The 25,578-nt window shown below is 70.8% G+C and carries 14 protein-coding genes and 1 pseudogene; 9 read left to right on the top strand and 6 right to left on the bottom strand.

The features are described 5' to 3' along the window. From G4D86_RS32360 to G4D86_RS32345, 4 genes and pseudogenes are all read left to right on the top strand, one after another. Positions 1–182, top strand: a pseudogene (locus G4D86_RS32360) (outer membrane lipoprotein-sorting protein); the annotation flags it as partial. Then, positions 179–1,834 (top strand): hypothetical protein, encoded by a 1,656-nt coding sequence (locus G4D86_RS32355; protein WP_205519916.1) that lies wholly within the window; start codon positions 179–181, stop codon positions 1,832–1,834. The pseudogene G4D86_RS32360 and the gene G4D86_RS32355, both read left to right, overlap by 4 nt. A 146-nt stretch (positions 1,835–1,980) precedes the next feature. Further along, positions 1,981–3,306, top strand: a complete 1,326-nt coding sequence (locus tag G4D86_RS32350) for a flavin monoamine oxidase family protein (protein ID WP_163997944.1) — start codon at positions 1,981–1,983, stop codon at positions 3,304–3,306. A 1,495-nt stretch (positions 3,307–4,801) separates the two neighbouring features. Then, on the top strand, positions 4,802–5,674 hold the full coding sequence (locus tag G4D86_RS32345; protein ID WP_163997943.1) for a hypothetical protein: 873 nt from the start codon (positions 4,802–4,804) through the stop codon (positions 5,672–5,674). Here G4D86_RS32345 and G4D86_RS32340 read toward each other — a convergent pair. Further along, on the bottom strand, positions 5,664–6,758 hold the full coding sequence (locus G4D86_RS32340; protein ID WP_163997942.1) for an EAL domain-containing protein: 1,095 nt from the start codon (positions 6,756–6,758) through the stop codon (positions 5,664–5,666). The genes G4D86_RS32345 and G4D86_RS32340 overlap by 11 nt on opposite strands. A 10-nt stretch (positions 6,759–6,768) precedes the next feature. After that, a complete protein-coding gene (locus G4D86_RS32335) occupies positions 6,769–8,214 on the bottom strand; it encodes an LVIVD repeat-containing protein (RefSeq protein WP_163997941.1) in 1,446 nt (481 codons plus the stop codon). Between the two features lie 223 nt (positions 8,215–8,437). Here G4D86_RS32335 and G4D86_RS32330 point away from each other — a divergent pair, with 223 nt between their 5' ends. Continuing rightward, on the top strand, positions 8,438–11,935 hold the full coding sequence (locus G4D86_RS32330; RefSeq protein WP_163997940.1) for a PD40 domain-containing protein: 3,498 nt from the start codon (positions 8,438–8,440) through the stop codon (positions 11,933–11,935). 72 nt (positions 11,936–12,007) lie between these two features. On the opposite strand, the gene G4D86_RS32325 is transcribed toward G4D86_RS32330, so the two are convergent. Then, on the bottom strand, positions 12,008–12,478 hold the full coding sequence (locus G4D86_RS32325; protein WP_205519908.1) for a hypothetical protein: 471 nt from the start codon (positions 12,476–12,478) through the stop codon (positions 12,008–12,010). 299 nt (positions 12,479–12,777) lie between these two features. Between G4D86_RS32325 and G4D86_RS32320 the strand changes: the two genes are divergently transcribed. The 3 genes from G4D86_RS32320 to G4D86_RS32310 are packed head-to-tail and all read left to right on the top strand — an operon-like array spanning position 12,778 to position 16,142. Next, positions 12,778–14,607: a CotH kinase family protein gene (locus tag G4D86_RS32320; protein ID WP_163997939.1), complete on the top strand. Its 1,830-nt coding sequence runs from the start codon at positions 12,778–12,780 to the stop codon at positions 14,605–14,607. A 41-nt stretch (positions 14,608–14,648) separates the two neighbouring features. Further along, positions 14,649–15,680 carry an NAD(P)/FAD-dependent oxidoreductase gene (locus G4D86_RS32315; RefSeq protein WP_163997938.1) on the top strand — a complete coding sequence of 344 codons (1,032 nt, stop codon included), beginning with the start codon at positions 14,649–14,651 and terminating at the stop codon, positions 15,678–15,680. 51 nt (positions 15,681–15,731) lie between these two features. Then, a complete protein-coding gene (locus G4D86_RS32310) occupies positions 15,732–16,142 on the top strand; it encodes a thiol-disulfide oxidoreductase DCC family protein (RefSeq protein WP_163997937.1) in 411 nt (136 codons plus the stop codon). Between the two features lie 42 nt (positions 16,143–16,184). On the opposite strand, the gene G4D86_RS32305 is transcribed toward G4D86_RS32310, so the two are convergent. Next, a complete protein-coding gene (locus tag G4D86_RS32305) occupies positions 16,185–16,550 on the bottom strand; it encodes a hypothetical protein (RefSeq protein ID WP_163997936.1) in 366 nt (121 codons plus the stop codon). A 47-nt stretch (positions 16,551–16,597) separates the two neighbouring features. Beyond that, entirely contained in the window at positions 16,598–18,970 is a 2,373-nt protein-coding gene (pbpC, locus tag G4D86_RS32300) for a penicillin-binding protein 1C (RefSeq protein ID WP_163997935.1), read from the bottom strand. Between the two features lie 83 nt (positions 18,971–19,053). On the opposite strand from pbpC, the gene G4D86_RS32295 reads away from it, so the two are divergent. After that, on the top strand, positions 19,054–19,737 hold the full coding sequence (locus G4D86_RS32295) for a phospholipase D-like domain-containing protein (RefSeq protein WP_163997934.1): 684 nt from the start codon (positions 19,054–19,056) through the stop codon (positions 19,735–19,737). Here G4D86_RS32295 and G4D86_RS32290 read toward each other — a convergent pair. Beyond that, positions 19,734–25,481 carry an alpha-2-macroglobulin family protein gene (locus G4D86_RS32290; RefSeq protein ID WP_163997933.1) on the bottom strand — a complete coding sequence of 1,916 codons (5,748 nt, stop codon included), beginning with the start codon at positions 25,479–25,481 and terminating at the stop codon, positions 19,734–19,736. The genes G4D86_RS32295 and G4D86_RS32290 overlap by 4 nt on opposite strands. Positions 25,482–25,578 lie beyond the last annotated feature (97 nt).

Raw genomic sequence — 25,578 nt, 5'->3', positions numbered from 1 at the left:
CGCGCTGGAAGAAGCTCTTCAGCGAGTCCAAGGGCGCCGACGTCTGGTTCCCCGAGGAGATTCGCATCTACGACGAGGTGGAGAAGGCCAACTCCACCGTCATCCTCATCAAGTCCATCGACCTGCGGTCGCTGGAAGCCAACCTCTTCACCAAGGCGTGGCTCGAGAGCAAGAGCCGATGAGCCCGCGGACCCTCACCGTGGCCGCGGCGCTGACCGCGGCCCTCGTCGGCGCCCCCGCGCTCGCCCAGTCGGAGGGCGCCGCGGGCTCGGCCGGCTCCAACGACCGGCCCGACGAGAATGCCCTCTTCGGCGGCGAGTCCGAGAAGCCCGCCGAGGCCACGCCCTCCCCTTCCGCTTCCCAAGACGAGGCCCCGGCGGACCGTCCCAGCGAGGACGCCGTCTTCGGCGGGGACGACAGCGCGACGGCGGACCCGACGTCGGCCGGCGAGCCGGCGGCGCGGCAGCCCTCGCTCACCGAGCCCTCCCCGGCCCCCGGGGACAGGGACTCGGACGCGCTGGATGGCCCGGCGACGCGCAGCGCGTTCGACTCCGACGAGGCAGTGGATGACCCGCTGAAGATTGGCGGCCAGTTCTATCTGCGCGCCAACGTGGCGGCGAACGAGGGCGTGTCCTTCGGCAACACGTCCTTCACCGCGCCCACGCTGGTGGACGGCTACTTCGACGCGCGTCCCACGGACCGGCTGCGCGGCTTCGTGGTGGGGCGGTTGAGCTACGACCCCACCGTCTCCACGCAGACCACGGAGGGCGCGCCGTCCAACCCGCGCGTCCTGCTGGACCAGGCGTGGCTGCGCTTCGACCTGGCGCGCACGGTGTTCTTCACCGTGGGCAAGCAGCACGTGAAGTGGGGCACGGGGCAGATCTGGAACCCCACCGACTTCCTGTCCCCCCAGCGCAAGAACCCGCTGGCCTTCGTGGACCTGCGCACCGGCGTGTCCATGGTGAAGCTGCACGTGCCGTGGGAGGCGCGGGGCTGGAACTTCTACGGCATCGCCGTGGTGGACGACCTGGGCACCGACGCGGGCGCCGTCACCGACGCCACGGGGGGCCCCACGCGGCCCGGCGGCGAGGACCCGGTCAACCGGCTCAGCCGCATTGGCGGTGCGCTGCGCGCGGAGGTGGTGGTGGGCCCCGCGGAGGTGGGCGTCAGCGCCGTGGCCCAGCGCGGCCGCAAGCCCCGCTTCGGCCTGGACCTGTCCTCCGCCCTGGGCCCCATCGACGTCTACGGCGAGCTCGCCATCAAGAAGGGCACGGACCGGCCCCTGTACCGGCTGCCAGAGGGCACCACGCTGGAGGACATCTTCCAGAATGGCATCCAGGTGGAGTCGTACGTTCCCGGGGGCCTCACGCCCCAGGTGACGGGCGGCGCCAACTACACCTTCCCCTACGGGCAGAACGACCTGGCCGTGGTGGGCGTGGAGTACTTCTACAACTCGACGGGCTACACCAGCTCCGTGGGGTACCCGTACCTCATTGCCCAGAGCGCCTTCCAGCCGCTGTACGTGGGCCGCCACTACGGCGCGGCGTACCTCTTCCTCAACCAGCCCTTCGACTGGGACCACACGGCCTTCAACTTCTTCACGCTGGGCAACCTGTCCGACCGCTCCTATACGAGCCGGCTCAACGTGACGTACCGGGCGCTCACCTACCTCACGGTGGAGGCGTTCGGCGCCGTGCACTACGGCCACAAGGGCGGTGAGCTCCGGCTCGGCTTCTCCGTGCCCGACGTCACCGTCAACGGCGAGGACATCCAGGGCTTCAGCGTGGCCGCTCCCACCTTCGAGCTGGGCGCCGGCCTGCGCATCAGCCTCTGACGCGCGGACACTTCCGTGGCTCCCAGGGCCGCGCCTCCTTCGTTGGAGGCGCGGCCCTTCGCGTCTTCGGGGACGTGAGTGTCTCGCGCGTGACGGCTGGCGCGCGAGAGGCTGCTCTCGCGCTCGGGTGTGGCTAGAGGTGCGGCATGGACCTCATCTCGGATGTCGTCATCCTGGGCGCGGGTGCCTCGGGGCTCGCAGCCGCGGCCTCGCTGAGGCGGGCAGGGCTGCGCGTCGCGGTGCTGGAGGCGCGCGAGCGATGGGGCGGGCGCGTGGCCACCGTCCATGACCCCGTCACGGAGGTTCCGCTCGAGTTGGGGGCGGAGTTCGTCCACGGCGCGCCGGAGTCGCTGCGGAAGCTCGCTCGGCGGGCCCGGCTGTCCATCCGGGCGTGCAATGACATGCATGCGCTGTCGTGGAAGGGGCGCTTCGGAGATGGCGAGGAGTCCTTCCGCTTCCTGGACGCGCTCGCCTCCGCGAAGCCTCCGGACCGGCCCGTGGCGGAGCTGCTGCGGGAGCGGGCGAAGGCCGAGCGCTGGTCCCCGCTCCAGGTGGCCATGGGCCGGGCCTACGTGGAGGGCTTCTACGCGGCGAACCCGGACACCGCGAGCACGCTGGCCATCGCTCGGATGGAGACGGCCGCGGAGGAGCTGGGCGGCACCACGCCGTCGCGGGTGATGGAGGGGTATGACCGGGTGCTTCGCGAGCTGGCCCGGCCGTTGATGGAGCACCCGGGGACGGTGTTCCTGAACGCGGTGGCGGAGGAGGTCCGCTGGGCAGCCGGTGAGGTGCGGGTGCGCGTGCGCACGCGGCAGGGAGTGGCGCTCGGGCAGGTGCGGGCGAAGCAGGCCGTGGTGACGCTTCCGCTGGGCGTGCTGCGGGCGCGGCCTCCGGAGCCCGGCGCGGTGCGCTTCGTGCCGCGGCTGCCGGAGAAGGAACGGGCCTGCGGCCGGCTGGAGATGGGCGCGCTGGTGAAGGTGCTGCTGCGCTTCCGCACCGCCTTCTGGAGCGAGCGCGAGGACACACGGCGGTTCGGCTTCTTCCATGGGCCGTCACTGCCGGTGCCCACGTGGTGGACGCTGTCGCCTCGCGAGTCCCGGCACCTGGTGGGCTGGGCCGGCGGTCCGGGTGCGGACGCGCTGACCGGGCTGCAAGAGGAGGAGGTGCTGGCGAGCGCGGTGGAGTCGCTCGCGCGCATCTTCCGGCTGCCGCGACAGGCGCTGCATGAGCTGCTCGAGGCGTGGCACGTGCAGGACTGGCAACGCGAGCCGTTCACCCGGGGCGGGTATGCCGTCATTCCGGCGGGCGCGGCGGACGCCATGGAGGCGCTCGCCACTCCCGTGGAGGGCACGCTGTTCTTCGCGGGCGAGGCCACGAATACCGAGGGCGAGGAAGGCACCGTGCATGGTGCCATCGCGACCGGAGAGCGCGCGGCGCGTGAGGTGCTGGCGCGGACCCGGCGGAGGATGTGAGGGCTGCTGACGGCGACGTGGGTCCGGCGCTCGTTGGAACGCGGGCACGGCGGGAGCCTTCCGGAAGCGGGCGGAGGGCTCCCTGTTCGGAAAGGTCGGGGGTTTTGCGGCGTGAAATGTCCCGACCTTTCCGAACAGGGAGCTCGGTGGGTCGCCGCCCGGGCGGCCCGTCGGGCGGAGCTTCGCTGGCCGGGCTGAAGGACCATCCTCTGGTGGACACCTTCCAGGCATGCGCCTGTGGATTGCTCTCGCTGCTGGATTGAGCCTCGGTCAGACGCCGGATGTGACGCCGGTGCCTCCTCCGCAGGACCCGTTGGTCGACGACCCTGCCGCGGAAGCGCTGAAGGATGCCTATGAGGAAGCCTCCAGGCAGGCAGAGGGCGCGCGGCCTCCTGAGGGCTATGTGGTTCAGCAACCGCCCGACCCGCGCGCCGCTCCACCGCTGATCGTGCCAGTCCTTCCCGATGGCTACGGCCCCGTGACGCCGGGCCAGATGGCCAACGAAGAAGCAGCACAGGTGTATCAGCCCCTGCCCTCGCCCTGGGATACCGCGGCGCAGGACGAGTCGGGCACGGGCGGCAGTGGCAGTGCTACGTCGTCGGACACGGAGGCCGCGCCCGCGGCCACTTCCGGCCAGGGAGGCCAAACCTCCGCGACGGGCGCGACTCCCCAGACGACGGGCACGCAGGGCGCAAGCACCACGGGGGCCACGACACAGGATGCGACGGGTGGCGCGGGCACCGCCGGAGGTTCGGCGGCAACGAGCCAGGGTGCGGGCACGAGTGCGGGCACCGGTGGGAGCGTGAGGCAGGGCGCGACCGGTGGCTCGGGCACCGCCGGAAATTCCGCTGCAACGAGCCAGGGTGCGAGCACAAGCGCGGGAACCAGCGGAAGCGTGAGCCAGGGCGCGACTGGTGGCGCTGGTACCGCCGGAGGTTCGGACGCAACAGGCCAGGGCGCGACCGGTGGCGCGGGCACCAGCGGAAGCGTGAGCCAGGACGCGACCGGTGGCGCGGGCGCGACGAGTCAGGACGCAACCGGGAGCACGGGCAGCACCAGCGGCTCGGGAGCGACGGGGCAGGACGCGACGGGAGGCACGTTCATCGGGGGCCGTTCGGTCGTGACGGGGCGGCCCCCGGAGATCATCGGTGGCCGTTCGGTTGTATCGGGCCAGGGGAGCACCGGCAGCGTCGAGACCCCGGAAGTAGAAGCGCCGGAAGCGACCGGAGGTGCGGGCACGAGCGGGAGCCCGGACACGACGGGTCGGAATGCGACCGATCTAACAGGCACTGAGGGTGGCCCGGGAGCAACGACCCAGGACGCGACCGGAGGTACGGGCACCAGCGGAAGCCTGGATACGACAGGCCAGGATGCGACCGGTGGGTCGGGCACCGTAGAGGGCTCGGGAGCCACGAGCCCGAGCGAGACCGGAGCCACTGGCACCAGCGGAAGCCTGGGCACGACGGGCCAGGATGCGACCGGCGGCTCGGGCACGGTGGAAGGCACGGGAGCCACGAGCCCGAGCGAGACCGGAGCCACTGGCACCGGCGGGAGCCTGGACACGACGGGCCAGGATGCGACCGGTGGCACCGGCACCGTGGGTGGCTCGGGCGCGACTGGAGGCACGGGCGGCGCCGGTAGCACGGAAACAACGGACCAGGACACGACAGGCGCGGGTGCGGTCACACAGGATGGAACGAGTGGCTCGACCGCCGCGGCAGGACTCCAGCAGGCCGCTCCGTCCTCCGCGGAGCCCGCCGTTGGCTTTGGTGGCGGTGCCGCGCAGGACGCGACGGGTGGCGCGGGCACGGTGGGTATGGGCGCGGCGCCGGGCACCAGCGCGGCCAACACGCTCACCTCGCAACAGCAACTCCTCCAGCTCCAGGCCCGCCTCCAGCAACTCGAAGCCGAGCTGAAGACGCGCGACGAGGCGCTGAAGACGCGCGACGACCAGCTCGCCGCGGAAACCACCGTCGTGGAGGAGCACATCGACGACACCAGTGAGCGCGCCGCCGAGGTGGAGCAGTCCCGCCAGCAGCGGCTGACCGACATCCAGACCGCCGGACAGTGGCTGCTCGCCGCGGACCAGGCCCTCGAGAAGGGCGAGCTGACCGTGGACAACGCCCTGAGCCTCGCGGACCGCGCCTTCGAGAACGTGCGCACCACAGCCGTCGCCTCCGGCCAGGGCAACGTCGTCGTCCACGCGGAGCGGGCCCGCGCCCACATCAACCGCGCCCGGGATGCCGCCAGCAACCGAGACGTCTACGGCGCCCGCCTCGCCCTCTCGGATGCCGGCCTCGAGCTGCGGTTCGCCCGCGAGGCCAACCTGGAGCGCCAGTCCACCGGCAACCTCCTGCTCAGCCCGTGAAGAACGGCGTCGCCTCCGCGGGCGCGCCCTGCGGACGGCAGATGAGATAGCCCTGCACGTAGTCCACTCCGTGCGCGCGCACCCAGCGCAGCTCCTCCGGCGTCTCGATTCCCTCCGCCACCGTCTGGATGCCGAGCTGCCGCGCAATCTCCAGCATCTTCCGCACGATGGCCCCCTTGTACGGGTCCACGTGGACGTCGCGCACCAGCTCCATGTCCAGCTTGATGATGTCCGGCCGCAACTGGTGGATGAGGTTCAGCGACGAGTACCCCGCCCCCAGGTCGTCCAGCGCCACCCGGAAGCCCGCCTGGCGGTAGAAGTTGATGATGCCCTTCAGGTGGGACGCGTCCGCCGCGCGGTCCGACTCGATGACCTCGAACACCACGCTCTGCGCCGGAATGCCCGCCTCGGTGATGGCCGCCACCGTCGAGCGCAGGCAGTACGCCGGGTCATAGATGGCCGTCGGCGTGAAGTTGATGAACAGGTGCGTGCGCAGCTGGTGCCGCACGGCCTCGCGGATGGCCGTGGTGCGCGCCGCCAGGTCCAGCTGGAACAGCAGGTCCGCGTCTCGCGCCGTCTGGAACATCCGCCCCGGCGGCACCAACGTGCCGTCCCGCTCGCGGCCGCGCATCAGCGCCTCGTGGGCGAAGATGCGCCGCGTGTCCTGCGCGTGGACGATGGGCTGGAAGTGCGAGGTGAGCCGCTGCTCGGCCAGCATGTCCATCAGCCAGCCCGCCTGCGCCAACGTGGCGAACTGCTGCAGCGAGCCCACGCGCGGGTAGTCCGCCAGCCCCGGCTCCGCGTCGCCCGCCACGAAGAGCGCGCGCGTGCCCCGCGTCTCCTCCTGCGTCAGCGCCTCCACCGCGCTCACCGCCACCCGCCCCAGCTCCCCGTCCGCCACCCACACCACGACGCACTGTGCCTCCGGGCGCACCTGGTACTCGCGCTCCGTCTCCCGCAGGAAGGCCACCAGCTTGCCGAAGCTGTGGCCCAACGGGCACCACAGGAACAGGCGCCCAGCGCCCTCCAGCTTCGCCGGCAGCTCCTGGCACCGGCCGCACAGCCGCGTCGTGGTGTCGCTCACGGGCCTTCTCCTATTCCGTCTCGCGGAAGATGAGCAGCCCGCGCACCGTCTCCGTCGCGTAGATGTAGCCGTCGCCCGGCACGCGCAGGGTGTTGAGCCCGTCGAAGAAGGTGAGGCCGCGGCTCAGGTCCGACTCGCGCCACGTGTTGTAGTAGCCCACCTGGCGCGGCTCGCCCGGCACCGAGACGTCCAGCACGCGCAGCCCGTCCTGGTAGTAGGCCACGTACAGCTTCGAGCCGGCCAACGCCACCGAGCGGATGGACACCTCCGGGCGCATGCGGAACTCGCCCATCTGCTCCGGCGCCTGCGGCACCGTCACGTTCAGCACGCTCAGGTGCGCGCCCCAGTCCTCGCCCGCGTCGAAGGCCACCGTCCGGCTGCCCACCGTGCCCACCACCGTGGTGCGCGAGGTGGAGCCCCCGAAGCGTCCCAGGAACTTCGGCTTCGCCGGGTTCGTGACGTCCGACACCGTCATGCCGTAGGTCCAGTGGCTCACGTACAGCCTGCCGCCCAGGGCCGTCACGTCCAGCGGACGCTCGCCCACGGTGGGCTCGGCGCCCTCGACGAAGTAGCGCGTGAGCAGCGTCGGCGCGGTGGGCGTGGTGATGTCGTAGACGAGCACCTCGGCGTTGGGATACGGCGACGCCGCGTAGAGGATGTTCCCGTCCACCGCCAGCGCATTCACCTCCACGGCCTTGTCCGGCACGGAGCGCACGCGCGCGGGCGCCTCGGGGTCCGTCAGGTCGAACACCGCGATGCCGCTGTTCTTGGTGGCCAGGTAGAGCGTGGTGCCGTTCACCAGCACGTCGTTGTAGACGTCGTCGGAGGGCTTGGACTCGGCCGCCTTGCGCGGCGCGTCGGGCTTGCTCACGTCGTAGATGAAGAGCCCCTCCCGGCCGGCGGTGACGTACGCATGGCCGTTGGCCACCGCCAGCTCCGTGGCGCTGCCGCGCGGCAGCGCGATTTCTCCGACGAGCTGCACCTTGTCGGAGTCCGTCTCGCCCGCGCGGCGCGACACGCGCACGGCCTCGAAGGTGCCCTGCAGGTCGAGCTGACCGTTCTGGCAGCGACGGAACATGCCCGCCAGCTGCCCCGGCCCCGTGGACGCACAGCCCGCGAGGGCGAAGCGCAGGTTGATGTCGTCCGTGCCCACCAGGTCGCTGGCCAGGAAGAAGGTGTCACTGGAGACCTGCCGCTCCGTCACCGTCAGCCCGAGCATCGACGCGCCGCTGGCCAGGCCCGACAGCCGCATGGAGCCGGCGGCGCCCGTGCCGTCATTCAGTTGGACGTTGAGATTCCACACGCCCTCGGGTTGCAGCCCCGCGAGGCTGGAACGCTGACATGATGACAGGTCGATGGCTTCGAGCTGACACTCGGCCTTGGCATTGGACGTACCGTCCTTGCCGCAACCGAGGGCGAGGACCAGGGTGGAGGACAGTGCAAAAAGGCGTCTCATGGCCCCCATCCATATCATCGGGCGCCCGCACCAGACGAAGGCCCCTTGTTCCACGCACGCCCGAGTGCGAGACGCTCACTGTCCGGCAAGTAAACGGAAAGAAATAATCCAGGCGCTTGTATACCTGAGCCCCTGGGAGGGAACCTCCCAGGACTCTGCCCTCTCGCCCGTTCCCCATTCGAAGAGGTGACCCCCTGTGAACCCACGCCCCCTCGCAGCCGCCATGCTGGCACTGCTCCTCCCCGGGCTGGCGCTCGCCCAGTTCTACGTCGTGCCGCGACGGCCCGGGAAATCGCCGGTGAACAGCTACAAGTTCGAGTGGCGGCACGTGGACATCCTCGTGGGCCCCAATGCCGCGGGACTGGCCAAGCCCCCGGAGCGCACCGCGCACGACCAGCCACCTGGCACGCAGGGAGGCGCCAACCCGGACGTGCCCACCACGTCTCCCGAGACGAGTGACCCGCGTGAGATGCCGAGCGGCCCGTCCCCGGAGACCAGCCAGCAGACCTCCGAGCCCCCCACGAGCCCGGGAGCGCCCCCGGTGTCGGTGATGGAGCCGTCCGACGGCGGTGTGCCACCTCCGGCCACCGCGGGGACGCCGAGCGCCACGGATGGGGGCACCCTGGTGAGCGCCGCGGGCTCGGCGGACGGCGGCCTGGCGGACGGCGGCGTGGCGTCGCTGGGGCTGGGCGGCGCCGACGGCGGCTTCAACTACACCTACGCGAAGACGCTCGGGGACAAGACGGGCGGCGTGCGCTTCTACTTCTACGAGCGCGAGCGCGTGGTGGCCGAGCGGGCCGCGCCCGTCATCGAGGAGGCGTACCGCTACCTCGTGGACACGTTCCAGTACGTCCCCACGCAGACGTTCCCGTACATCCTCTACAGCAGCTACCAGGAGTTCCTGCAGACCAACCTCTTCCAGGTGTCCGAGGGCACGCTGGGCCTCACCAGCACCGGCGAGGACCTGAAGCTGACGCTGCCGTACCTGGGTGACCACCGCCTCTTCGAGGAGATCTCCACCCACGAGTTGTCGCACCAGTTCACCATCCAGAAGGTGCGCACCGTGGCGGAGCAGGCGAAGGTGTTCGGAGACCCGCTGGCGGGCATGCCGCTGTGGTTCATCGAAGGCCTGGCCGAGTTCTACGCCAAGCGCGGCATGGACCCGGAAGCGGAGATGCTGGTGCGGGACCTGCTGGTGAACCCGGACCTGTACAAGGGCTACGCGTTCCTCGACTTCTTCTCGCCCGGGCCCTACGGCTACCTGTGGATCTACAAGGTGGGCCAGGTGCGCTGCACCTTCCTCGAGGAGGAGTACGGCAAGGGCTTCATCCAGCGCGTGCTGGAGGAGTCGCCGCGGCTGGTGGGCGGCTCGCGCGACTCGCCGTCGCTCAAGTTCGAGGAGCTGCTGGAGCGGCTCACCGGGGATGACCCGAAGCGGCTGGCGGCGCGGTTCGAGAACTGGCTGAAGCGCCGGGCCTTCAAGACGTACCTGAACTCGGAGCAGGCCGCTCCGGTGATGGACATGCTGGACAAGTCGCCCGGCTACATCACCTCCATGACCAGCTCGCCGGACGGGCAGGTGCTGGCGCTGCGCACGATTGTGCCGGAGACGGGCGAGAGCCGGCTGTACCTCGTGGACCCGCGGGCGCCGGAGAAGACGTTGCGGGTGACGAGCGACGGCGCGCCGGGTGTGGAGTCCCTGCACCCCATCTCCGGGCGCAGCTTCGCGCTGACCGGGAACAAGCTGGCCTTCATCGCGGAGATGATTGGCCGCGACGTCATCTACGTGCAGGACTACGCGCACGTGGTGGAGAAGCGCGCCTCGGACGTGCTGGTGCGCCGCACGCCCATCCGCACCGGCATCGACCGGGAGGTGGGCACCACGGTGAGGCTGGACCTGGGCGGGCGCGTGGCGTACCGCATCGACAAGCACGGCCTGCTGGCGGCGTACTCGCCGGCCTTCTCCCCGGACGGCCGGTGGGTGGCCTTCATCGGCATCAACGACGGCGGCCTGCGTGACTTGTACGCCATTGATTTGCAGGCGGGCCCGGACGCGAAGCCGCTGCAGCTCACCGACGACGTGTTCTCCGAGCGGCAGCTCACGTGGGGTCCGTCCGGCATCATCTTCACGTCCGACGCCACGTCCCACCGCAAGTACAACCTCTTCCGCGTGAAGGTGGACGCGCCCCGCCAGGTGGAGCGGCTCACCAGCGAGGACAGGGACCACGCGGACCCGACGGCGCTCGCGGACGGCCGCGTCTTCTTCACGGCCTTCAACAACAGCAGCTCGGACCTGCACGAGCTGATGCCGGATGGCCGCCTCGTGCGGCGCACGGACCTGACGACGGGCGTGTTCGAGCCCGGCCCTGGCCCGGATGGCAGCCTGTGGATGCTCTTCCACATGTCCGGCGAGCGCCGGCCCGCGCTGCTGCGGCCGCCGCGCATGCTGGCGCTGGACGTGCCGGCCGAGCCCGCGGCGGAGCCGCCTCCGCCGCTCGCGGTGCGCTCGCTGACGGACGCGCAGGCCTACCAGCCCTTCACGCGGCAGAACCTGGAGTTCGGTCCCATCTTCGGCTTCGCGGGCGCGGGCGGCGGCGGCTTCGTGGGCCAGCTGTTCGCCGCGGCGAGTGACCGCATGAGGGACCACCAGTTCCTGCTCACCCTGTCGGTGTACGGCAGCTTCGATTTGACGGACGGCTACCTGCTGTACATCAACGACGAAAGCCGTACGACGTGGGGCGGCGGCCTCTTCCAGTCCCTGCGCTTCCGCGTGGACCAGACCTTCGAGGACCTGCCCGTGTTCTTCACGTCGGGTGAGCGCTTCTTCGGCGTGCTCGGCAGCCTCCGCTACCCGCTGAGCACCTTCTTCTTCCTGCAGGGCGACTTGAGCCTCGGCGGGACGAAGTACTTCCTGGACGACCCCACCGAGTTCTACCTGTTCTTCGCGGACCGCAACGAGGCGAACCAGGAGCTGCTGTCGCAGTGGAAGGCGCGCAACCAGGACATCCGCTTCCAGACGGAGGTGAGCGGACAGATTGGCTACGACACGCTGAAGTACCACTACGCCACCGGTCCGCTGTCGGGCAGCTCCGCGCTGCTGGAGACGACGGTGGGCGTGCAGCCCTTCGACAACGAGGCGTACAGCAACATCCGACTGGACGCGGAGCGGTACTTCCCCATCTACGGCCGCACCAACATCTTCGTGCGCGGCGGCGCGGGAACCACGCTGGGAGGCCGGTACGCCCGCTCCTACTTCCTGTCCTCCTTCGACACGCTGCGCGGCGTGAACTTCGGAGACGAGCAGTGGCTGCTGGGCCGCCACTTCTTCTACTCCACGATGGAGCTGCAGCTTCCGCTGAACGACATCGTCCGGGTGGCCTTCCTCAGTGACTTGGAGGCCATCGCGGCCATGGACTTCGGCGGCGTGGGCGAGAACTGGGAGGACTTCAGGGACCACCGCGTGCTGAACGCCGTCGTCGGCGTCAACCTGGCGCTGGGGCCCTTGCTGATGCGCCTGCACTTCGCGAGGCCGTTCGACATCGGCGCGGCGGCCGGCAAGCCGGACGCGGGCTGGGTGACGAACTTCTCGCTGGGCATCGCCGGTCTCAACGGCTTCTTCGACCAGGGCAACACCGGGGCGAAGGGCAACGCCGCGCCGACGCCCATGTCCCCGGCGCTGATGCCTTCGGCGGCCGGCGGCTACACCAGCCCGAGGCACTGACGGAAGCAACGGGGGCGGGCCACCACCTGGCCCGCCTCCGGTGAAGCGCGGGGAGGCTCCCCGCGCGCGGCCTCAGGACTGCGCGGCGACGAGGGCGGCATTGGCCTTCGCGAGCGGCCCCCCGTCGTTGGGGATGCGCTCGAAGTCGCCGCGCAGCGCCTTGATGGCGAACTTCTCCAGGTCGATTTCCCGGCGGGTGCGCACGCCGAGCATGCGCAGCACCCCGGACATGGGCCCGAAGCCGAAGAGCCCGTGCTGGAGCAGCACCCCGGCGGCCACGGTGCTGAGCACGCGCCAGCGGCCGCCATCCTTGCGGCCCAGCAGCAGGCCGAGCGCCGATGCGGCGGCGGCACCGACGGACAGGGCCCGGCTGATGTCCCACTCGCGCTCCAGCCGCTCGAGGTAGCGGCTCATCTCCGTGCGGTCACCCTTCTGCGCCATGTACCGCACGCAGGCTTCCACGTGCTCGTCGATGCGCCGGTTCACCACCAAGGGCGTATGGCTGCGGACGGCATCGGACGAAGTCTGGTTCCAGGTCTCCATGCGGCTGTCTCCTGACGCGGCGCTCCCTGCTTCCCGTGAAGCTAGGACTGGCGCCGCGACGCGGGCACCGCACGCCAGGTAGCGCCCCACCCCGCGCCGCCCGGCCGCCTGCCCCTCCGGGGAAGAGCGGGCCCCCCCGGGTCCCCCTCCCTTCCGGACGAGGCGAGCAGGCAGACCCAGCGTGGGTAATTCCCTTCCCACCTGTGACGCGCCCAGGTGTGTTTCCCGCGTCCGCAGCGTTCATTCCCGGCCAGTCGCGCCCCTTCGCTCGCAGGGCATGTCCCTTGCTCACCGGGGGCATGATGAATCGCGTACGACTGCTGATCTGCCTTCCGTTGCTGTGCCTGTGGGCCTGCGGCCCGGATACGCCGACCGCCCAGGTACCGCCGCATCCCGTGGACGAGTCTCCGCAGACGACTCCTCCCGACGAGACGCCTGCTCCCAACCCGCAGCCGGAGCCGCAGCCGCAGCCCGTGCCCCATCCGGACCCCGAGCCAGAGCCGCAGCCGGACCCCGACCCGGAGCCCCAGCCCGAGCCTCCTCCTCCGCCGGTGCCGGAGACGCAGCTGCCGTTCAAGCTGCCGGCCCCGCAGGCCTCCGTGCAGGAGTACGAGCTCGTCATTCCTGACGAGGCAATGCGGAAGTTCGCGGCGGACCCGTGGACGCCCGAGCAGGACGCCGTCTTCAAGGCGAACGGGACGACGTACGCGGTGCAGGTGCGGCTGCGCGGCGCCTCGGCGCGCTACTTCGAGAAGAAGAGCTGGAACGTGAGCTTCGCGGACAAGGTCCGCTTCGAGGGGCGCACCTCGCTCAACCTCGTGGCCGAGTACGCGGACGCGACGCTGCTGGCGGAGAAGCTCTCCTACGACTTGCTGGAGGCGATGCGGGTGCCCGCGTCGAAGGCGAAGTTCGTGCGGCTGAAGGTGAATGGCGCGTACGAGGGCGTGTTCCTGGACGTCGAGCAGGTGAACAAGGCCTTCCTCAAGGCGCACGAGTTCACCGACACGGACGGCGACATCTACCGGTGCGGCTGGAAGGACTGCGAGTTCAAGACGTGGAAGGTGCCCTACCAGGGCAAGTGGACGAAGAAGACCAACGAGTCCCAGCCGGACGACAAGCTGTGGGCGATGATGGACGTCATCAACCACACGCCCGAGCCGCAGCTGGAGACGGCGCTGGAGAAGAGCTTCCAGCTCGAGCACTACCTGCGCTCCATGGTGTTGGACGTGCTGATGTCCAACAACTACGTGGAGGACTCGGAGAGCTACTTCGTCTACGACCGCGCGACGGCGAAGTGGTCCTACGTGCCGTGGGACTTGAACAACGTGGACGCGCGCTGGTGGTACCCCATCAGCGTGGAGGACATGCGCACGAGCAGCAGCAACATGCGCCACCCGCTGTTCAACTTCACGCTCACCGACACGTCGGTGGAGAAGATGTACCAGCAGCGCAAGCTGGAGACGGCGGCCTACCCGGGCTACCTGCCGGTGTTCTCCAACCTGGGCACGCGGGTGGTGATGAACCCCGTGCTGCGTGAGCGGCTGGAGGCGCGGCTGGACAAGGCGCTGGACGAGCTGTTCTCCGACAAGGTGATGAACCCGTACATCGACTCGCTGCACGCGCTCATCACCCCGCACATGAAGGATGACCCGTACATGGACTACGCCCGCTTCCAGGCGGGCCGCGACTACATGAAGCGCTTCGTCAAGGAGCGCCGGGCCTTCATCCTCGCGGAGCTGACGCGGTACTCGAAGCAGAAGCCGACGCTGGTGTTCGAGGCGTTCGACCCGCGCGAGGGCTGGGTGGAGGTGGGCAACCGGACGTCGGCGACGGTGTCGCTGAAGGGCATGGTGCTGACCACCAACCTGCGGGTGAGCCTGGCGCAGAGCGACCACGCGCCCACGCAGGTGAGCAACCCCACGGGCGCGGTGCTGCCGGAGGTGACGGTGGCTCCGGGCGAGCGTGTGCGGCTCGACATCTCGGACCTGGGCATCCAGCTTCCGTCCAAGGGCGAGATTGGCCTCTTCGATGGGAAGTCCGTGGTGGGCGTAAAGGACCTGCTCTTCTACGGCGAGCTGTCCGCGGGCAAGCGCTACGAGCGCGGCACGAAGGGGTGGGAGGTGAAGTGAGCGGGCGTGCGGCGCGGGAGGGCCGCGGTTAGGTGGGGGGCATGTCCCTCCGCCCGAGCCCTCTCGACGACCTGCTCCCGAAGCGCACCGGCTCATTGCCGGATGTGGCGGTGATTGGCGCGGGCCTGTCCGGAGTGACGGCGGCCCGCGCCCTGCGCGCCGCGGGCTACCCGGTGACGGTGTTCGAGAAGAGCCGGGGGCCTGGGGGACGCATGGCCACCCGGCGGACCGAAACGGGCGACACCTTCGACCATGGGGCGCAGTACTTCACGGCAAGGGACGCGCTCTTCCTGGAGCAGGTCCGCTGGTGGATGGACGCGGGCGTGGTCGCCGAGTGGCACGGCGTCATCGGCACGTTGGAGCACGGCCGGGTGACGCGGTCCGAGCGCGAGCAGGTGCGCTACGTGGGCGTGCCGTCGATGGGCTCGGGGGTGCGCGAGTACGCAGAGACGCTTCACACGCGCTATGAGGTCCGCGTGGAGCGCGTGGAGCGCGAGGGCTCGGCGTGGCGGCTCACGACGGAGTCCGGTGAGCGGCTTGGGCCATTTGACGTGGTGGTGGTGGCGGTGCCCGCGCCCCAGGCGGTGCCGCTGCTGGCCGGTGCGCCCGAATTGGCGGCGCGCGCGGCGACGGTGAACATGGAGCCGTGCCAGGCGGTGATGGCCCGCTTCGAGGCGCGCGTGACGCTGGAGTTGGATGGTGCGTTCGTCCATGACTCACCGCTGTCGTGGATTGCGCGTGACGCGAGCAAGCCGGGACGGGCGGAGGGTGAGCGCTGGGTGCTGCATGGCTCGCCCGAGGCCAGCCGCGAGTATCTGGAATCCGCTCCGGTCGTCGTGGCGGCACGGTGGGTGGAGTCCTTCGCCCAGGCGACGGGGCTGGAGGTGCGGCCGGTGGAGACGGTGGTCCACCGGTGGCGCTACGCCCTGCCCTCCCCGGCGCTGGAGGAGACCGCACTGTTCGACGCGTCCATGGGAATCGGAGCCTGCGGAGACTGGTGCGGCGGGCCCCGGGTGGAGGGAGCCTTCCTCAGCGGCGTGGCGCTGGCGCGGCGGCTGGCGTCCGTGCTTTGAGGCCCATGCGCGGGAGCGGGTGGCGCGTTATCTAGCGGGGGGAGGTCCGGAATGAGCGAGGCGAAGCAGGACGCAGTGGTGCTGTTCGACGGCGTCTGCAATCTCTGCAATGGGGCGGTGAACTTCATCATCGACCGGGACCCTTCCGCGCGCTTCCGCTTCGCGGCGCTCCAGTCCACCCAGGCGGCGGCGCTGCTCGGCCCCCTGGGCCGCGTGCCCGAGGCCGAGCCCCAGAGCTTCATCCTCGTGGAGGACGGGCGCGTGTACGAGCGCTCCAGCGCGGCGCTGCGCGTGGCCCGGAAGCTGCCCGGCGCGTGGAAGCTTTTCTACGCCTTCGTCGTCATTCCCACGCCCATCCGCGACGTCGTGTACCGCTTCATCGCGCGCAATCGCTATCGCTGGTTCGGCAAGGCGGAGGCGTGCCGCATGCCCACGCCCGAGCTGCGCGCGCGGTTCCTCTGATTCGACTCGCGGCGGTGCGGGAGGACGCGAGGCCGGGGTTGCCTACGGGTGGCCTTTCAAGAGCTGGTCACTCGCCGCCACGCAGCGCTCGGGAGCCGCGGGTTCCCAGCCTGACGCACCCCGGAGCCAGCACCACCTGGGACGGCTCGACTGCCAGTCGTCACCTCGAACGTCGTACCGACCGTCACCGTCGGTGTCGAGCTCCCTCCTCACCACCGCATCCGTCCCCCACATGAAGTAGCGGTATTGCCCTCCGGCGACCTTGATGACTCCGGGAGTCCTGACGCGAAGCCAATGGCCGTCAGGCATCCGGATGAGCCGCACGGGCCCGGCGACCGCGAGTGCAATCAACCCCGCCATCAGCGCGGCGCCGATGAGGCCCACGAGTCGGAAGTTCCACGCCTTCATGGGTGCTCCTTTCATCGTCCCCGCATCCGACCTCCCGGGGGGCACGCTCAGCGCCGCTCCCGTACCACCAGCGTCCGCTTCGCCGTGAGCCCCCTGTCATCGGTGACGAGGATTTCGTGCGCGCCCACCGAGGGCGTCCACCACACGCGCTCGTCCGCGCGCGCAGTGCCCAGCAGCGCCCCATCCACGAACCACGTCAGCGCGCGCTCGTGTGACGCCTCCGCCTCCAGCGGCATCTCCTGCTGCTCCGCGGGCACGCCTGGAATCAGCATCGCCACCTGACCATCCGCGGGCGACACAATCATCGGCGCCGCGCGCGCGCCTCCGGGCTCGCAGCCGGGCGCGGCCGAGGGCGGCTCCGGCAACCTCCGGTGCTGCTCCTCCAGCCAACGGCGAATCGTCGCGGGCCAGGTGAGGAACACCCGCTCTTCCGTCTTGCGCCCCGCCCTGCACGTGGGCCCCACCGCCAGCCCCGTGGCCACGTCCACCTCCACCTTCTGGTGGTACGGGCAGCGCCCCGTGGGCACCGCCGAGCGCCGCGCCAGCACCGTCTTGCGCTGCACGCACGCGTCCGTCGGCAGGTGCCCCGAGTACGCGCACACCTCCACGCGCATCAGGTCCTCCGGCGGCTCCACTTCTTCATCCGGCACTGCCTTCCCGCGCGGACCCACGCCCTCCAGGATGTCGAACAGCAGCGGCCCGGCCGCGTCCGCGCCCACCAGGTGCACGCTCGGCGAGTGGTCGAAGTTCCCCAGCCACACCACCGCCGTGTGCCGTGGCCCCGAGCCCGCGGCCCATGCATCCCGGTGTCCGAAGCTCGTCCCCGTCTTCCAGTGCACCCGCGCCGGCAGGCCCGTCAGCCGCCGCCGCTCGGGAAAGTCCGGCCTGTCGCGCAGCGACAGCGCCCGCCGCGTCAGCCACGCCGCTCCCAGGGACATCACCTCCGTCGGCGCTCCCGTGGGCTGCCCGTCGTCCAGCAACCGCAGCGTTGGCGCATGCCCGTCCCCCGCCAGCGCCACGTACACGCCCGCCAACTCCAGCGGCGTCAGCTCGATGCCGCCCACCGCCGCCGACAGGCCGTAGTGTCCCGGCTCCGTCTCCAGGCTGGTGACGCCCGCCGCGCGCAGCGTGCCCAGGAAGCGCTCCACGCCCACGCGCTCCAGGAGCCGCACGAAGGGCATGTTGAGCGACTGCGACAGCGCGTACTCCAGCCGCACGAGCCCCTGGAAGCGGCCGTCGAAGTTGCGCGGCGCATAGCCTCCGTAGGCCGTGGGGACGTCCGCCACGAGCTGCTCGGGGCCGACGAGTCCCAGGTCGATGCCCATCGCATACAGCAGCGGCTTGAGCGCCGAGCCCGGAGAGCGCGGCGTGGCGAAGCCGGCAATCTGTCCACCGTGCTCCAGGTCGAAGAAGTCGAAGTTGCCCACCAGCGCGAGCACCTCCGCGCGCTCACGCTCCACCACCACCGCCGTCCCGTTGTGGATGCCGCGCGAGGCCAGCCCGGCCGCCGCGTCCCGCATCAGCCGCTCCACCATCCGCTGCGTGCCCGCGTCCAGCGTGGTGCGCAGCCGCGCCAGTTCCGGGTGCTGCGTCCGCAGCCACACCGCTACGTGCGGCGCCTCGCGGGGAAACGGCCTGAGGCCCACGGGCACCGGCGTGGAGTGCACCTCGGCCAGCACCGCCTCGGGCGACACCGTGGCCTCCGCCGGGCCGCGAGGCAGCGCCTCTTCGTGCAACAACCGCTGCGCCACCCCGTTCCTCGCAGCCCTGAGCCGCGCCGCGTTCTCCGTCGAGGGGAAGCGGCGGTTGGGGTTCTGCGGCACCGCCAGCAGCGTGGAAATCTCCGCCGGGCTCAGGTGCGACGCGGTGTGGCCGAAGTACGCGAGCGCCGCGGCCTCCACGCCCTCCACGTTGCGCCCGTATGGGACGAACTGCAGGTAGGCCGCGAGCACCTCCTGCTTCGTCAGCCGCAACTCCAGCTGCACCGCGCGGAAGGACTCGATGAGCTTCGAGGTGAAGGTGCGCGGGCGGGGCTCCAGCACGCGCACCAGCTGCATGGTGAGCGTGGACGCGCCCGACACCCGCCGTCCTCGCGTCACGTTGCGCGCGGCGGCCCGCAGCACGGCCAGCGGGTCCACGCCCGGGTGGTGGAAGAAGCGCTTGTCCTCCAGCGCCACCAGCGCGCGGAGGTAGGCCGGGTCCACGCGCTCGGGGGACGTGGGGATGCGCCAGCGCTCATCCGGCGCCAGGAAGACGTGGGCCGGCGTGCCGTCCCGGTACTCCATCACCACCGAGGCCGGCGCGGAGAGCCGCGTCGGCAGCGGCACCCACCACGCGGCCCACACGCCCGCCCCCGCGAGCACGAGCAGCCCCACGGTGACGAGGACGAGCCTCCGGACGATGCGGCGGATGCGACTCATGGGACGTCGGCTCCCGGGGGCGCCTCACCGTGGGAGCAGGTTCCCTCTATGCTACGAGGGCCCATGCCAGGAGTCGCTCCGCTATGAATCCCGTCGAGGTCGACGCCATCCTCGCCTCCATCATCGATGACCGGAGGCTGACGCCCACCGAGCGGCAGGCGCTCCAGGCGGTGCTCGTGGAGCGGCGCGCGGGAGAGGCCCTGCTGGCCGTCTTCCGCACGCGGGCCTTCGCCCTGGCACGCGCCTCCGTGAAGGAGCCGCGCTCGCGCGAGGTCATCTCCTGGCTGGAGGAGATGGTGGACGCCCTGCACGCCCCGAGGAGCGTGGAGGCCTCCCGCATGGAGGCCCACTTCACGCCAGGAGACGGCCCGCTCAACGCCATCATCCAGCAGATACAGCGCGCACGAGGCTCCATCGAGGTGTGCGTCTACACCGTGACGGATGACCGCATCACCCGCGCGCTGCTGGAGGCCCATGGCCGCGGCGTGCGGGTGCGCGTCATCGGAGACAATGACAAGGCGCTCGACGTGGGCTCCGACATGGAGCGGCTGGGTGCCGCCGGCGTGCCGGTGCGGCTGGACAGGAGCGAGGCCCATATGCATCACAAGTTCGCGGTGTTCGACCGGCTGCGCCTGATTACGGGGAGCTACAACTGGACGCGCTCCGCGGCGGAGCACAACCATGAGAACGTGCTCGTGTGCGACGACGCGCGGCTGGTGCAGCCCTTCAGCCGCGCGTTCGACGCGCTCTGGGACACGCTGGCCTAGAGCAGGCTGTCCTTCCACGGGCCGGACACCTGCACCGTGCCGGCCGACTCGCGCGCCCAGAGACGGGGGTCATACATGGCTTCCACCTCCGCTGACGGCAGGGTGAAGGAACCCGCCGTCACCGCGCGCACCGCGTAGATGACCTTCTTCGACTCGCCCGCCGCCAGGCTGCCGAACACCTCCATGCGGTCATCGCGGATGTTCACGTAGTCCGCCGTCCACAGCGAGTCGGCGTCAATCCACGCCGCGCTGCCACCGCGGCCAAGCCGCGCGTTCTCGATTTCCCAGCCCGCCGGCAGCCGGTCCACCAGGGCGAGGTTCTGCACGCGCTCGGCGGTGGTGTTGCGCACCGTCAGCTCCACGTAGACCAGGTCCGCCAGCGACACCGGCCCCGAGCGCAGGTTCAGCTCCGTGCCGTCCAGCTTGCGCCACGTGCGGCTCAGCGTGAGCCCCTGCCCGCCCGTCTTCACCTGCCCGTCCGTGCGCACGCCCTCGCTGCTGAGCACGAGGTACAGCTTCCCCTCGTCCTTGGTCTTCAGCTCCAGCTGGAGCCCCTGCCGTTCGCTGGCGCGGGCCAGGGCCCACGTGCGGTCCGACGCGCGCGCGTCCTTGTCCTGCTTCGGCGCCACCACCTTGCCGTCCGCCATGAGCACCGGCGGGGTGAACTTCGCGACCGTCCCTTGCAGTCGCTTGCCCAGGCCGGTGATGCCCCAGACCAGCTCCTGCGTCGTGTAGTAGCCGCTCGGGTGTGACTGGAGCGACTCGGCCACCATGCGCGCGAGCGGCTCGCCCGCGGCGTCGTTGCCGAAGAGGTCCTGGAAGGTGCTCAGCATGAAGCCCCGGCGCCGCCGGTCCGAGTAGAAGGACCAGTTGTTCTTCCGCTCCTCGGTGACGGGCGACAGGTCCGGATTGCGCAGCTCCTTCTCGTAGCGGCGGTCTCCCGCGAGCCACAGCGCGGACTTGAGCATGTAGTCCTCCTCGCGGTCCTCGCCCGACAGCGGGGACTTCTTGGCGCGCTCGGCCAGCACCTCCACCATCTTCTGCATGCGCGCCTTGCGCCCCTTGCCGCCCAGCGCCAGCACGTAGTGCATGTACGCCTCGGAGCTCTCGCTGTAGCCGCCGTGCCGCTGGGTGCGGCCCTCCTGGTTGTTCAGCTCGTTGCCCATCCACGTGAGGGCGTCATCCAGCCGGTCCTGCGGCACGGGGTACTTCAGCTTCTGCGCGTCCAGCAGCATGTGCGTGGCGTAGGCGGTGCCCCACTCCACCGGCTCCGTCTGGCCCGGCCAGTACGCGAAGCCGCCCGACGGCGTCTGCATGGAGAGCACGCGGTTGATGCCCGCCAGCACCATGTCGCTCACGTCCCGGCCCTGCTTCAGCGTCGGGTCCACGTCGTCCAGCAGCTCCGACACGTACAGCAGCGGCCGCGTGGAGGACGTCGTCTGCTCCACGCACCCGTACGGGTACTGCACCAGGTACGAGAGGTGCTGGAGCGACTGCGCATACGGATTCGCCGTCACCCACAGCGTGGAGCGCTCCGTGGTGGGCACCCAGCCCTGGAGGTACTTCGAGACGTCCGTCGTCCCCTGCGCCAGCTCGATGCGCTGCACGCGCCGCTCACGCGGGCCCGCGGGCGACAGCGGAACGTCCAGCGACTCGCGCGAGGTGTAGCCGCCACCCTCCACCGTCACCGTCATCCGCGCCGCGCCCACCGCCTGCACCGCCTTCGCCTGGAAGACGAAGGTGGAGGACTTGCCGTCCTCCAGTCGGGCACGACCCTCGCTCTTGCCGAGCAGCTGGAGGGGCGAGGCCGCCGTCGTGGCAATCAGCCCCGGCACCGGCAGGGCCTCCGTGACCAGCGTCACCTTCACGTCCTGCGCCTTGCCGGACAGGTTGGTGACGAAGACGGGCACCTGGATTTCGTCGTTCTGCGTGAGGAAGCGCGGCAGCGTGGCCTGGAGCACCAGCGGGTCTCTCACGAGCACCTGGGCGCTCGCGTGGCCGATGCGCTTCGCGCCCGCCGTCACCGCCATCACCCGCACCGCGCCCCGGTACTGCGGCAGCTTGAAGGGCACGCGCAGCTTGCCGTTGGCCGGCACCTGCACCACGCCGCTCCACAGCGCCACCGGCTTGACGGGCTGCACGCGACCGGAAGCATCTCCCTCGCCGTCACCACCCGTGGAGCTCGAGTTGCCCCCCGGCGGCACCAGCAGCGTCCAGCCGATGGTTTCATACGTGTCCACGCCGAGCGCGCGCTTGGTGAAGAGCTGCTTCAGCGGGTCCGGGCTCTGGAAGCGCGTGAGGGAGAGGATGCCCTCGTCCACCACGGCCACCGTGGCGAAGGTGGGCCCTTCCACCGCGCCCAGGTCCAGGTCCACCGTCAGCGTGTCGTTGGAGCGGACCTCCGTGGGCACGTTCAGCTTCACGGCCTGCGTGAAGTCCACCGGCTCCAGCGGCACGCTGGCCACGCCGAAGGCGCGGTCCGGCATGAAGGCCTCCTTGGATTCCAGGTGCGGGTCCTTCACCAGGAAGGCGCTCACGTAGACGTTGGGCGCGAAGCCCTTCGGCGTGAAGGTCCACGTCACCTCGCCGGGCTCCACCGCCTTCCACTCGGTGGCGAGCACGCGGTCCGTCTCCGCGGTGAAGAGCACGCGGCCCTTGTACGGGGCCTTCAGCTTCACGGTGATGGCCTGCCCCACGCGCGCCGTCGTCGGCAGCGCCACGTCCAGCGACGTGGGCTTGAGCGGGCGCGGCGTCTGGTCCACGCGCGAGCCCTCGCCCCACCAGTAGTAGCGGCCCTCGCCCTCCAGCTCCAGGTCCGTCTGGGTGGCGCCGGAGCGCACGCGCACCAGGTAGCCGGCGGCGTCCTCACCCGGCGTCACCTGCAGGGTGAAGCGGCCATTCTGCACCTGCGCCGTGGTGCGGCCCTCGCGCAGCGGGCGGAGGTAGCGCTGGTAGCGCTCATAGCCCTCCGACTCGTCGTAGTGGAGGCCGTACTCCTCCTCCAGGCGCAGGTACTCCACGTCCACCGTCTTCGGCGCCTTGCCCGAGGTAAGGAGCTTCCCGTCCCAGTCCACCACCACGCCATTCACGGTGAAGGGCTTGCCGGCCTTCACCTTGTGCGTCGTGGCCTGGAGGCCCACGTAGTACGCCTCCGGGTGCACAGGCGTGGACGCATCGCCCACGCTGGAGCGGCCGCTGCCGGACTCGAAGACGCTGGCCAGCGCCGTCAGCCGCGCCGCGCCCCGCAGCCCGCCCGTGGCCGCCTGCGCCGGGCAGCGCAGCAGCGCCTGGCCCTTCGCGTCGAGTTCGCCCTTTACCTGCCCCAGTGTGACGGCGCGCAGCGGCCCGCCATCCTGGCGCCACACGCCGTAGGCGTACTGCGCGTTCTCCTTCGGCTTGAACTCGGAAGGCACCAGCCGGCACGTCACCTCCACCGGGCTGCCCTCCGCCGAGCCGCCGAAGAGGTACGCCGCCTCCACCGCCACCGGTATCTCCTCGCCCTGGACGTAGCCCTCCTTCTCCGTGCGCGCCGTCACCTTCATGCGCTCGGGGACGAACTCCTCCACGCTCAAGGCGTAGGTGGCCACGTCGCGGTCCGCCACCTTCAGCGTCACGCGGTAGCGGCCCGTGTCCTGGAAGGCCTCGAAGGGCACGTCCAGCGCCACCAGGCCCGCCTCGTTCGTCTTGAGCGACACCTTCTTCAACTCGCGCTCGCGCGGGTCCACCACCACCAACTCCACGGGCATGCCCGTGGGAGGCGCCACGTCGTCCTGCCCGCGCAGCACCGCGGCCACGTGCGCCGTGTCGCCCGGGCGGTACACGCCCCGGTCCGACCAGAGCGAGCCCCGGTAGGCCTTCTCCGAGCGGTACGGCTCGCCCTGCACGTCCGAGTTGGCAATCTCCGTCTTCAGCTCGCTGTACTTCAGGTACGTCAATTCGTCGCCGTCGCGGGCGATGAGGGCGAAGGGCTCGGAGTCATCCACGCCGGGCGCGGGCACCTTGAGCTGGCAGCCATCCGTCGCCACCGTGGTGCACCGGGCCACCGTCTGGCCGCTCTTCTTCACCAGTGACACTTCGACGCCCGACAGCGGCTCGGTGTTCTCCATGCCGAGCGCCCACACCCAGACCTCGCCCTTGTCGGTGGAGCCGGCTGCGGGCCCGCCGCGCTTTGCCACGAGGCTCAGGTCCGTGAGGAGGATGCGGGTGGCGGCCTGCCATTCACCCTTGCGCGCGGAGACCTCCACCAGGCCCCGCGTGTTGGCGGGCACGAGGTTGGCCACGTCCACGTAGGTGGTGGTCAGCGTGTCCGGCTGCGACTTGAGGGCCAGCTTGCGCTTCGCCACCACGTTGGAGGTGCGCTCGTCCACCGTCTCCGTGTTGTCGTCGCTCATCCAGAAGACGAGGTTCTCCGGCGGCACGTGGCGGACGGTCAGCTCCACCTCGTCCAGGTTGAGGTGCTGCAAGGGCAGGTTGCGCCACGCACTGCGCGGCAGGTAGCGGCCGGACGTGGCGAAGGAGACCTGCGGCTTGCGCGCGGGCACGGAGACGACATTCACGTAGGGCGACAGCAGCACGCCGCCGCCGACCGACGGCGTGCCCGCGTCGATGCGCAGCGAATAGGGCCCGCGCTTGAAATCACCGAAGATGCGGAAGCCGCGGCGGGACGGTGCAATCGAGAACTTCACCGCGGGCGTCAGGTGGATGGCGTCCGCCGCCACGCCGTCGTCCAGCAGGCAGCCCTTGTTGCTGTCGTTCCAGTAGTACTCGTCGTACTCCTCGGACTCGCGTGGGCTGGCGGGGGCGTCGGCCTCCACGTCACGGCAGCTCACTTCCAGGTAGTGGCCGGTGGAGCCCTCGCCCAGCGAGACGCGGGTGAAGTCCAGCCGCTTCCCGGCGCGCAGCTCGACGGTGCGCTGGGCGACGGGGGCGGTGGCCTTCGCGTCGCCCACGGCGGCGAGCCCGGCCTTCAGGTCGAAGCGCAGCTTCGCGGCGGGCTTGAGGCGCGGGTGCCCGAGCTGCGCGCTGACGACGTTGCGCATGTTGGGGACGGTGCGCCACTTCACGTCGGAGATGGACTCACCCTCCACCTGGAAGGTGCCCCGCGAGCGGACGGCATTGAGGTCCACCGGGCCGGAGAAGACGACGTCCACCTCCACGCGGCCCTTGAGCAGGTCCAGCTGCCGGGGCGCGAGGCGGACGAACTGGAAGGCCGGGGTGGTGAAGCGGTGGGACCAGGCGCCCTCGGAGGGCGCCTTCACCACGCCGGTGCCCGTCTCCACGGACTCGAGGGTGACGGTGTACGTCGTGTCGAAGCGGAAGCCCTCGCCCGCCGACGGAGTGAAGACGAGCGTGGACGGGGTGCGCCACGAGAAGCTGCCCACCACACGGGGCACGAGGGCCACGATGGTGCCCGGCTTCACCTCGCTGTCCTCGGGGGCCACGGGGCGGGGGAACTCGATGACGATGCCCCGGGGAACCGCGTCCTCGGTGGCCAGCTCGCGGATGACGGGCGTCAGCGACTCGGGCGTGGGCGGCGTGACGGCCGCGCTCGTGGCCGTGCCCGCGTCCGCGCCGGCCACGGGGGCGGGAGTGGTCGCCGTGACGGGCGGCGAGGCGGTGGGGGTGCCGGGCTGCTGCGGCGGCTGCTCCTGCTTGCAGCCCGCGAGCGTGGCGCCGACCAGCAGCGCGACGAGGGGCCAGCTCGAGCGAGGCGCTCTCTGTGTGACGACGGACCGCGAACCCATGGTTCCTCCGGAAGGTGCCTGCGATATTTCATGCGGCGTGCCGGGGATGCGCGCGCCGCACGAGGGAGGACTGTGGTCGGTCGCCCGCGGCCCGTGC

The sequence above is a fragment of the Pyxidicoccus caerfyrddinensis genome (genome assembly GCF_010894405.1).
GTDB classification, from domain to species: Bacteria; Myxococcota; Myxococcia; order Myxococcales; family Myxococcaceae; genus Myxococcus; species Myxococcus caerfyrddinensis.
This window is presented reverse-complemented; position numbering and strand designations above follow the sequence as displayed.

Excerpts from the sequence above, each read along its gene's own strand:
- G4D86_RS32355 (WP_205519916.1), top strand. The coding sequence starts at position 179 with ATGAGCCCGCGGACCCTCACCGTGGCCGCGGCGCTGACCGCGGCCCTC.
- G4D86_RS32350 (WP_163997944.1), top strand. The coding sequence starts at position 1,981 with ATGGACCTCATCTCGGATGTCGTCATCCTGGGCGCGGGTGCCTCGGGG.
- G4D86_RS32335 (WP_163997941.1), bottom strand. The coding sequence starts at position 8,214 with ATGAGACGCCTTTTTGCACTGTCCTCCACCCTGGTCCTCGCCCTCGGT.
- G4D86_RS32330 (WP_163997940.1), top strand. The coding sequence starts at position 8,438 with ATGCTGGCACTGCTCCTCCCCGGGCTGGCGCTCGCCCAGTTCTACGTC.
- G4D86_RS32325 (WP_205519908.1), bottom strand. The coding sequence starts at position 12,478 with ATGGAGACCTGGAACCAGACTTCGTCCGATGCCGTCCGCAGCCATACG.
- G4D86_RS32320 (WP_163997939.1), top strand. The coding sequence starts at position 12,778 with ATGATGAATCGCGTACGACTGCTGATCTGCCTTCCGTTGCTGTGCCTG.
- G4D86_RS32315 (WP_163997938.1), top strand. The coding sequence starts at position 14,649 with ATGTCCCTCCGCCCGAGCCCTCTCGACGACCTGCTCCCGAAGCGCACC.
- G4D86_RS32310 (WP_163997937.1), top strand. The coding sequence starts at position 15,732 with ATGAGCGAGGCGAAGCAGGACGCAGTGGTGCTGTTCGACGGCGTCTGC.
- G4D86_RS32305 (WP_163997936.1), bottom strand. The coding sequence starts at position 16,550 with ATGAAGGCGTGGAACTTCCGACTCGTGGGCCTCATCGGCGCCGCGCTG.
- pbpC (WP_163997935.1), bottom strand. The coding sequence starts at position 18,970 with ATGAGTCGCATCCGCCGCATCGTCCGGAGGCTCGTCCTCGTCACCGTG.
- G4D86_RS32295 (WP_163997934.1), top strand. The coding sequence starts at position 19,054 with ATGAATCCCGTCGAGGTCGACGCCATCCTCGCCTCCATCATCGATGAC.
- G4D86_RS32290 (WP_163997933.1), bottom strand. The coding sequence starts at position 25,481 with ATGGGTTCGCGGTCCGTCGTCACACAGAGAGCGCCTCGCTCGAGCTGG.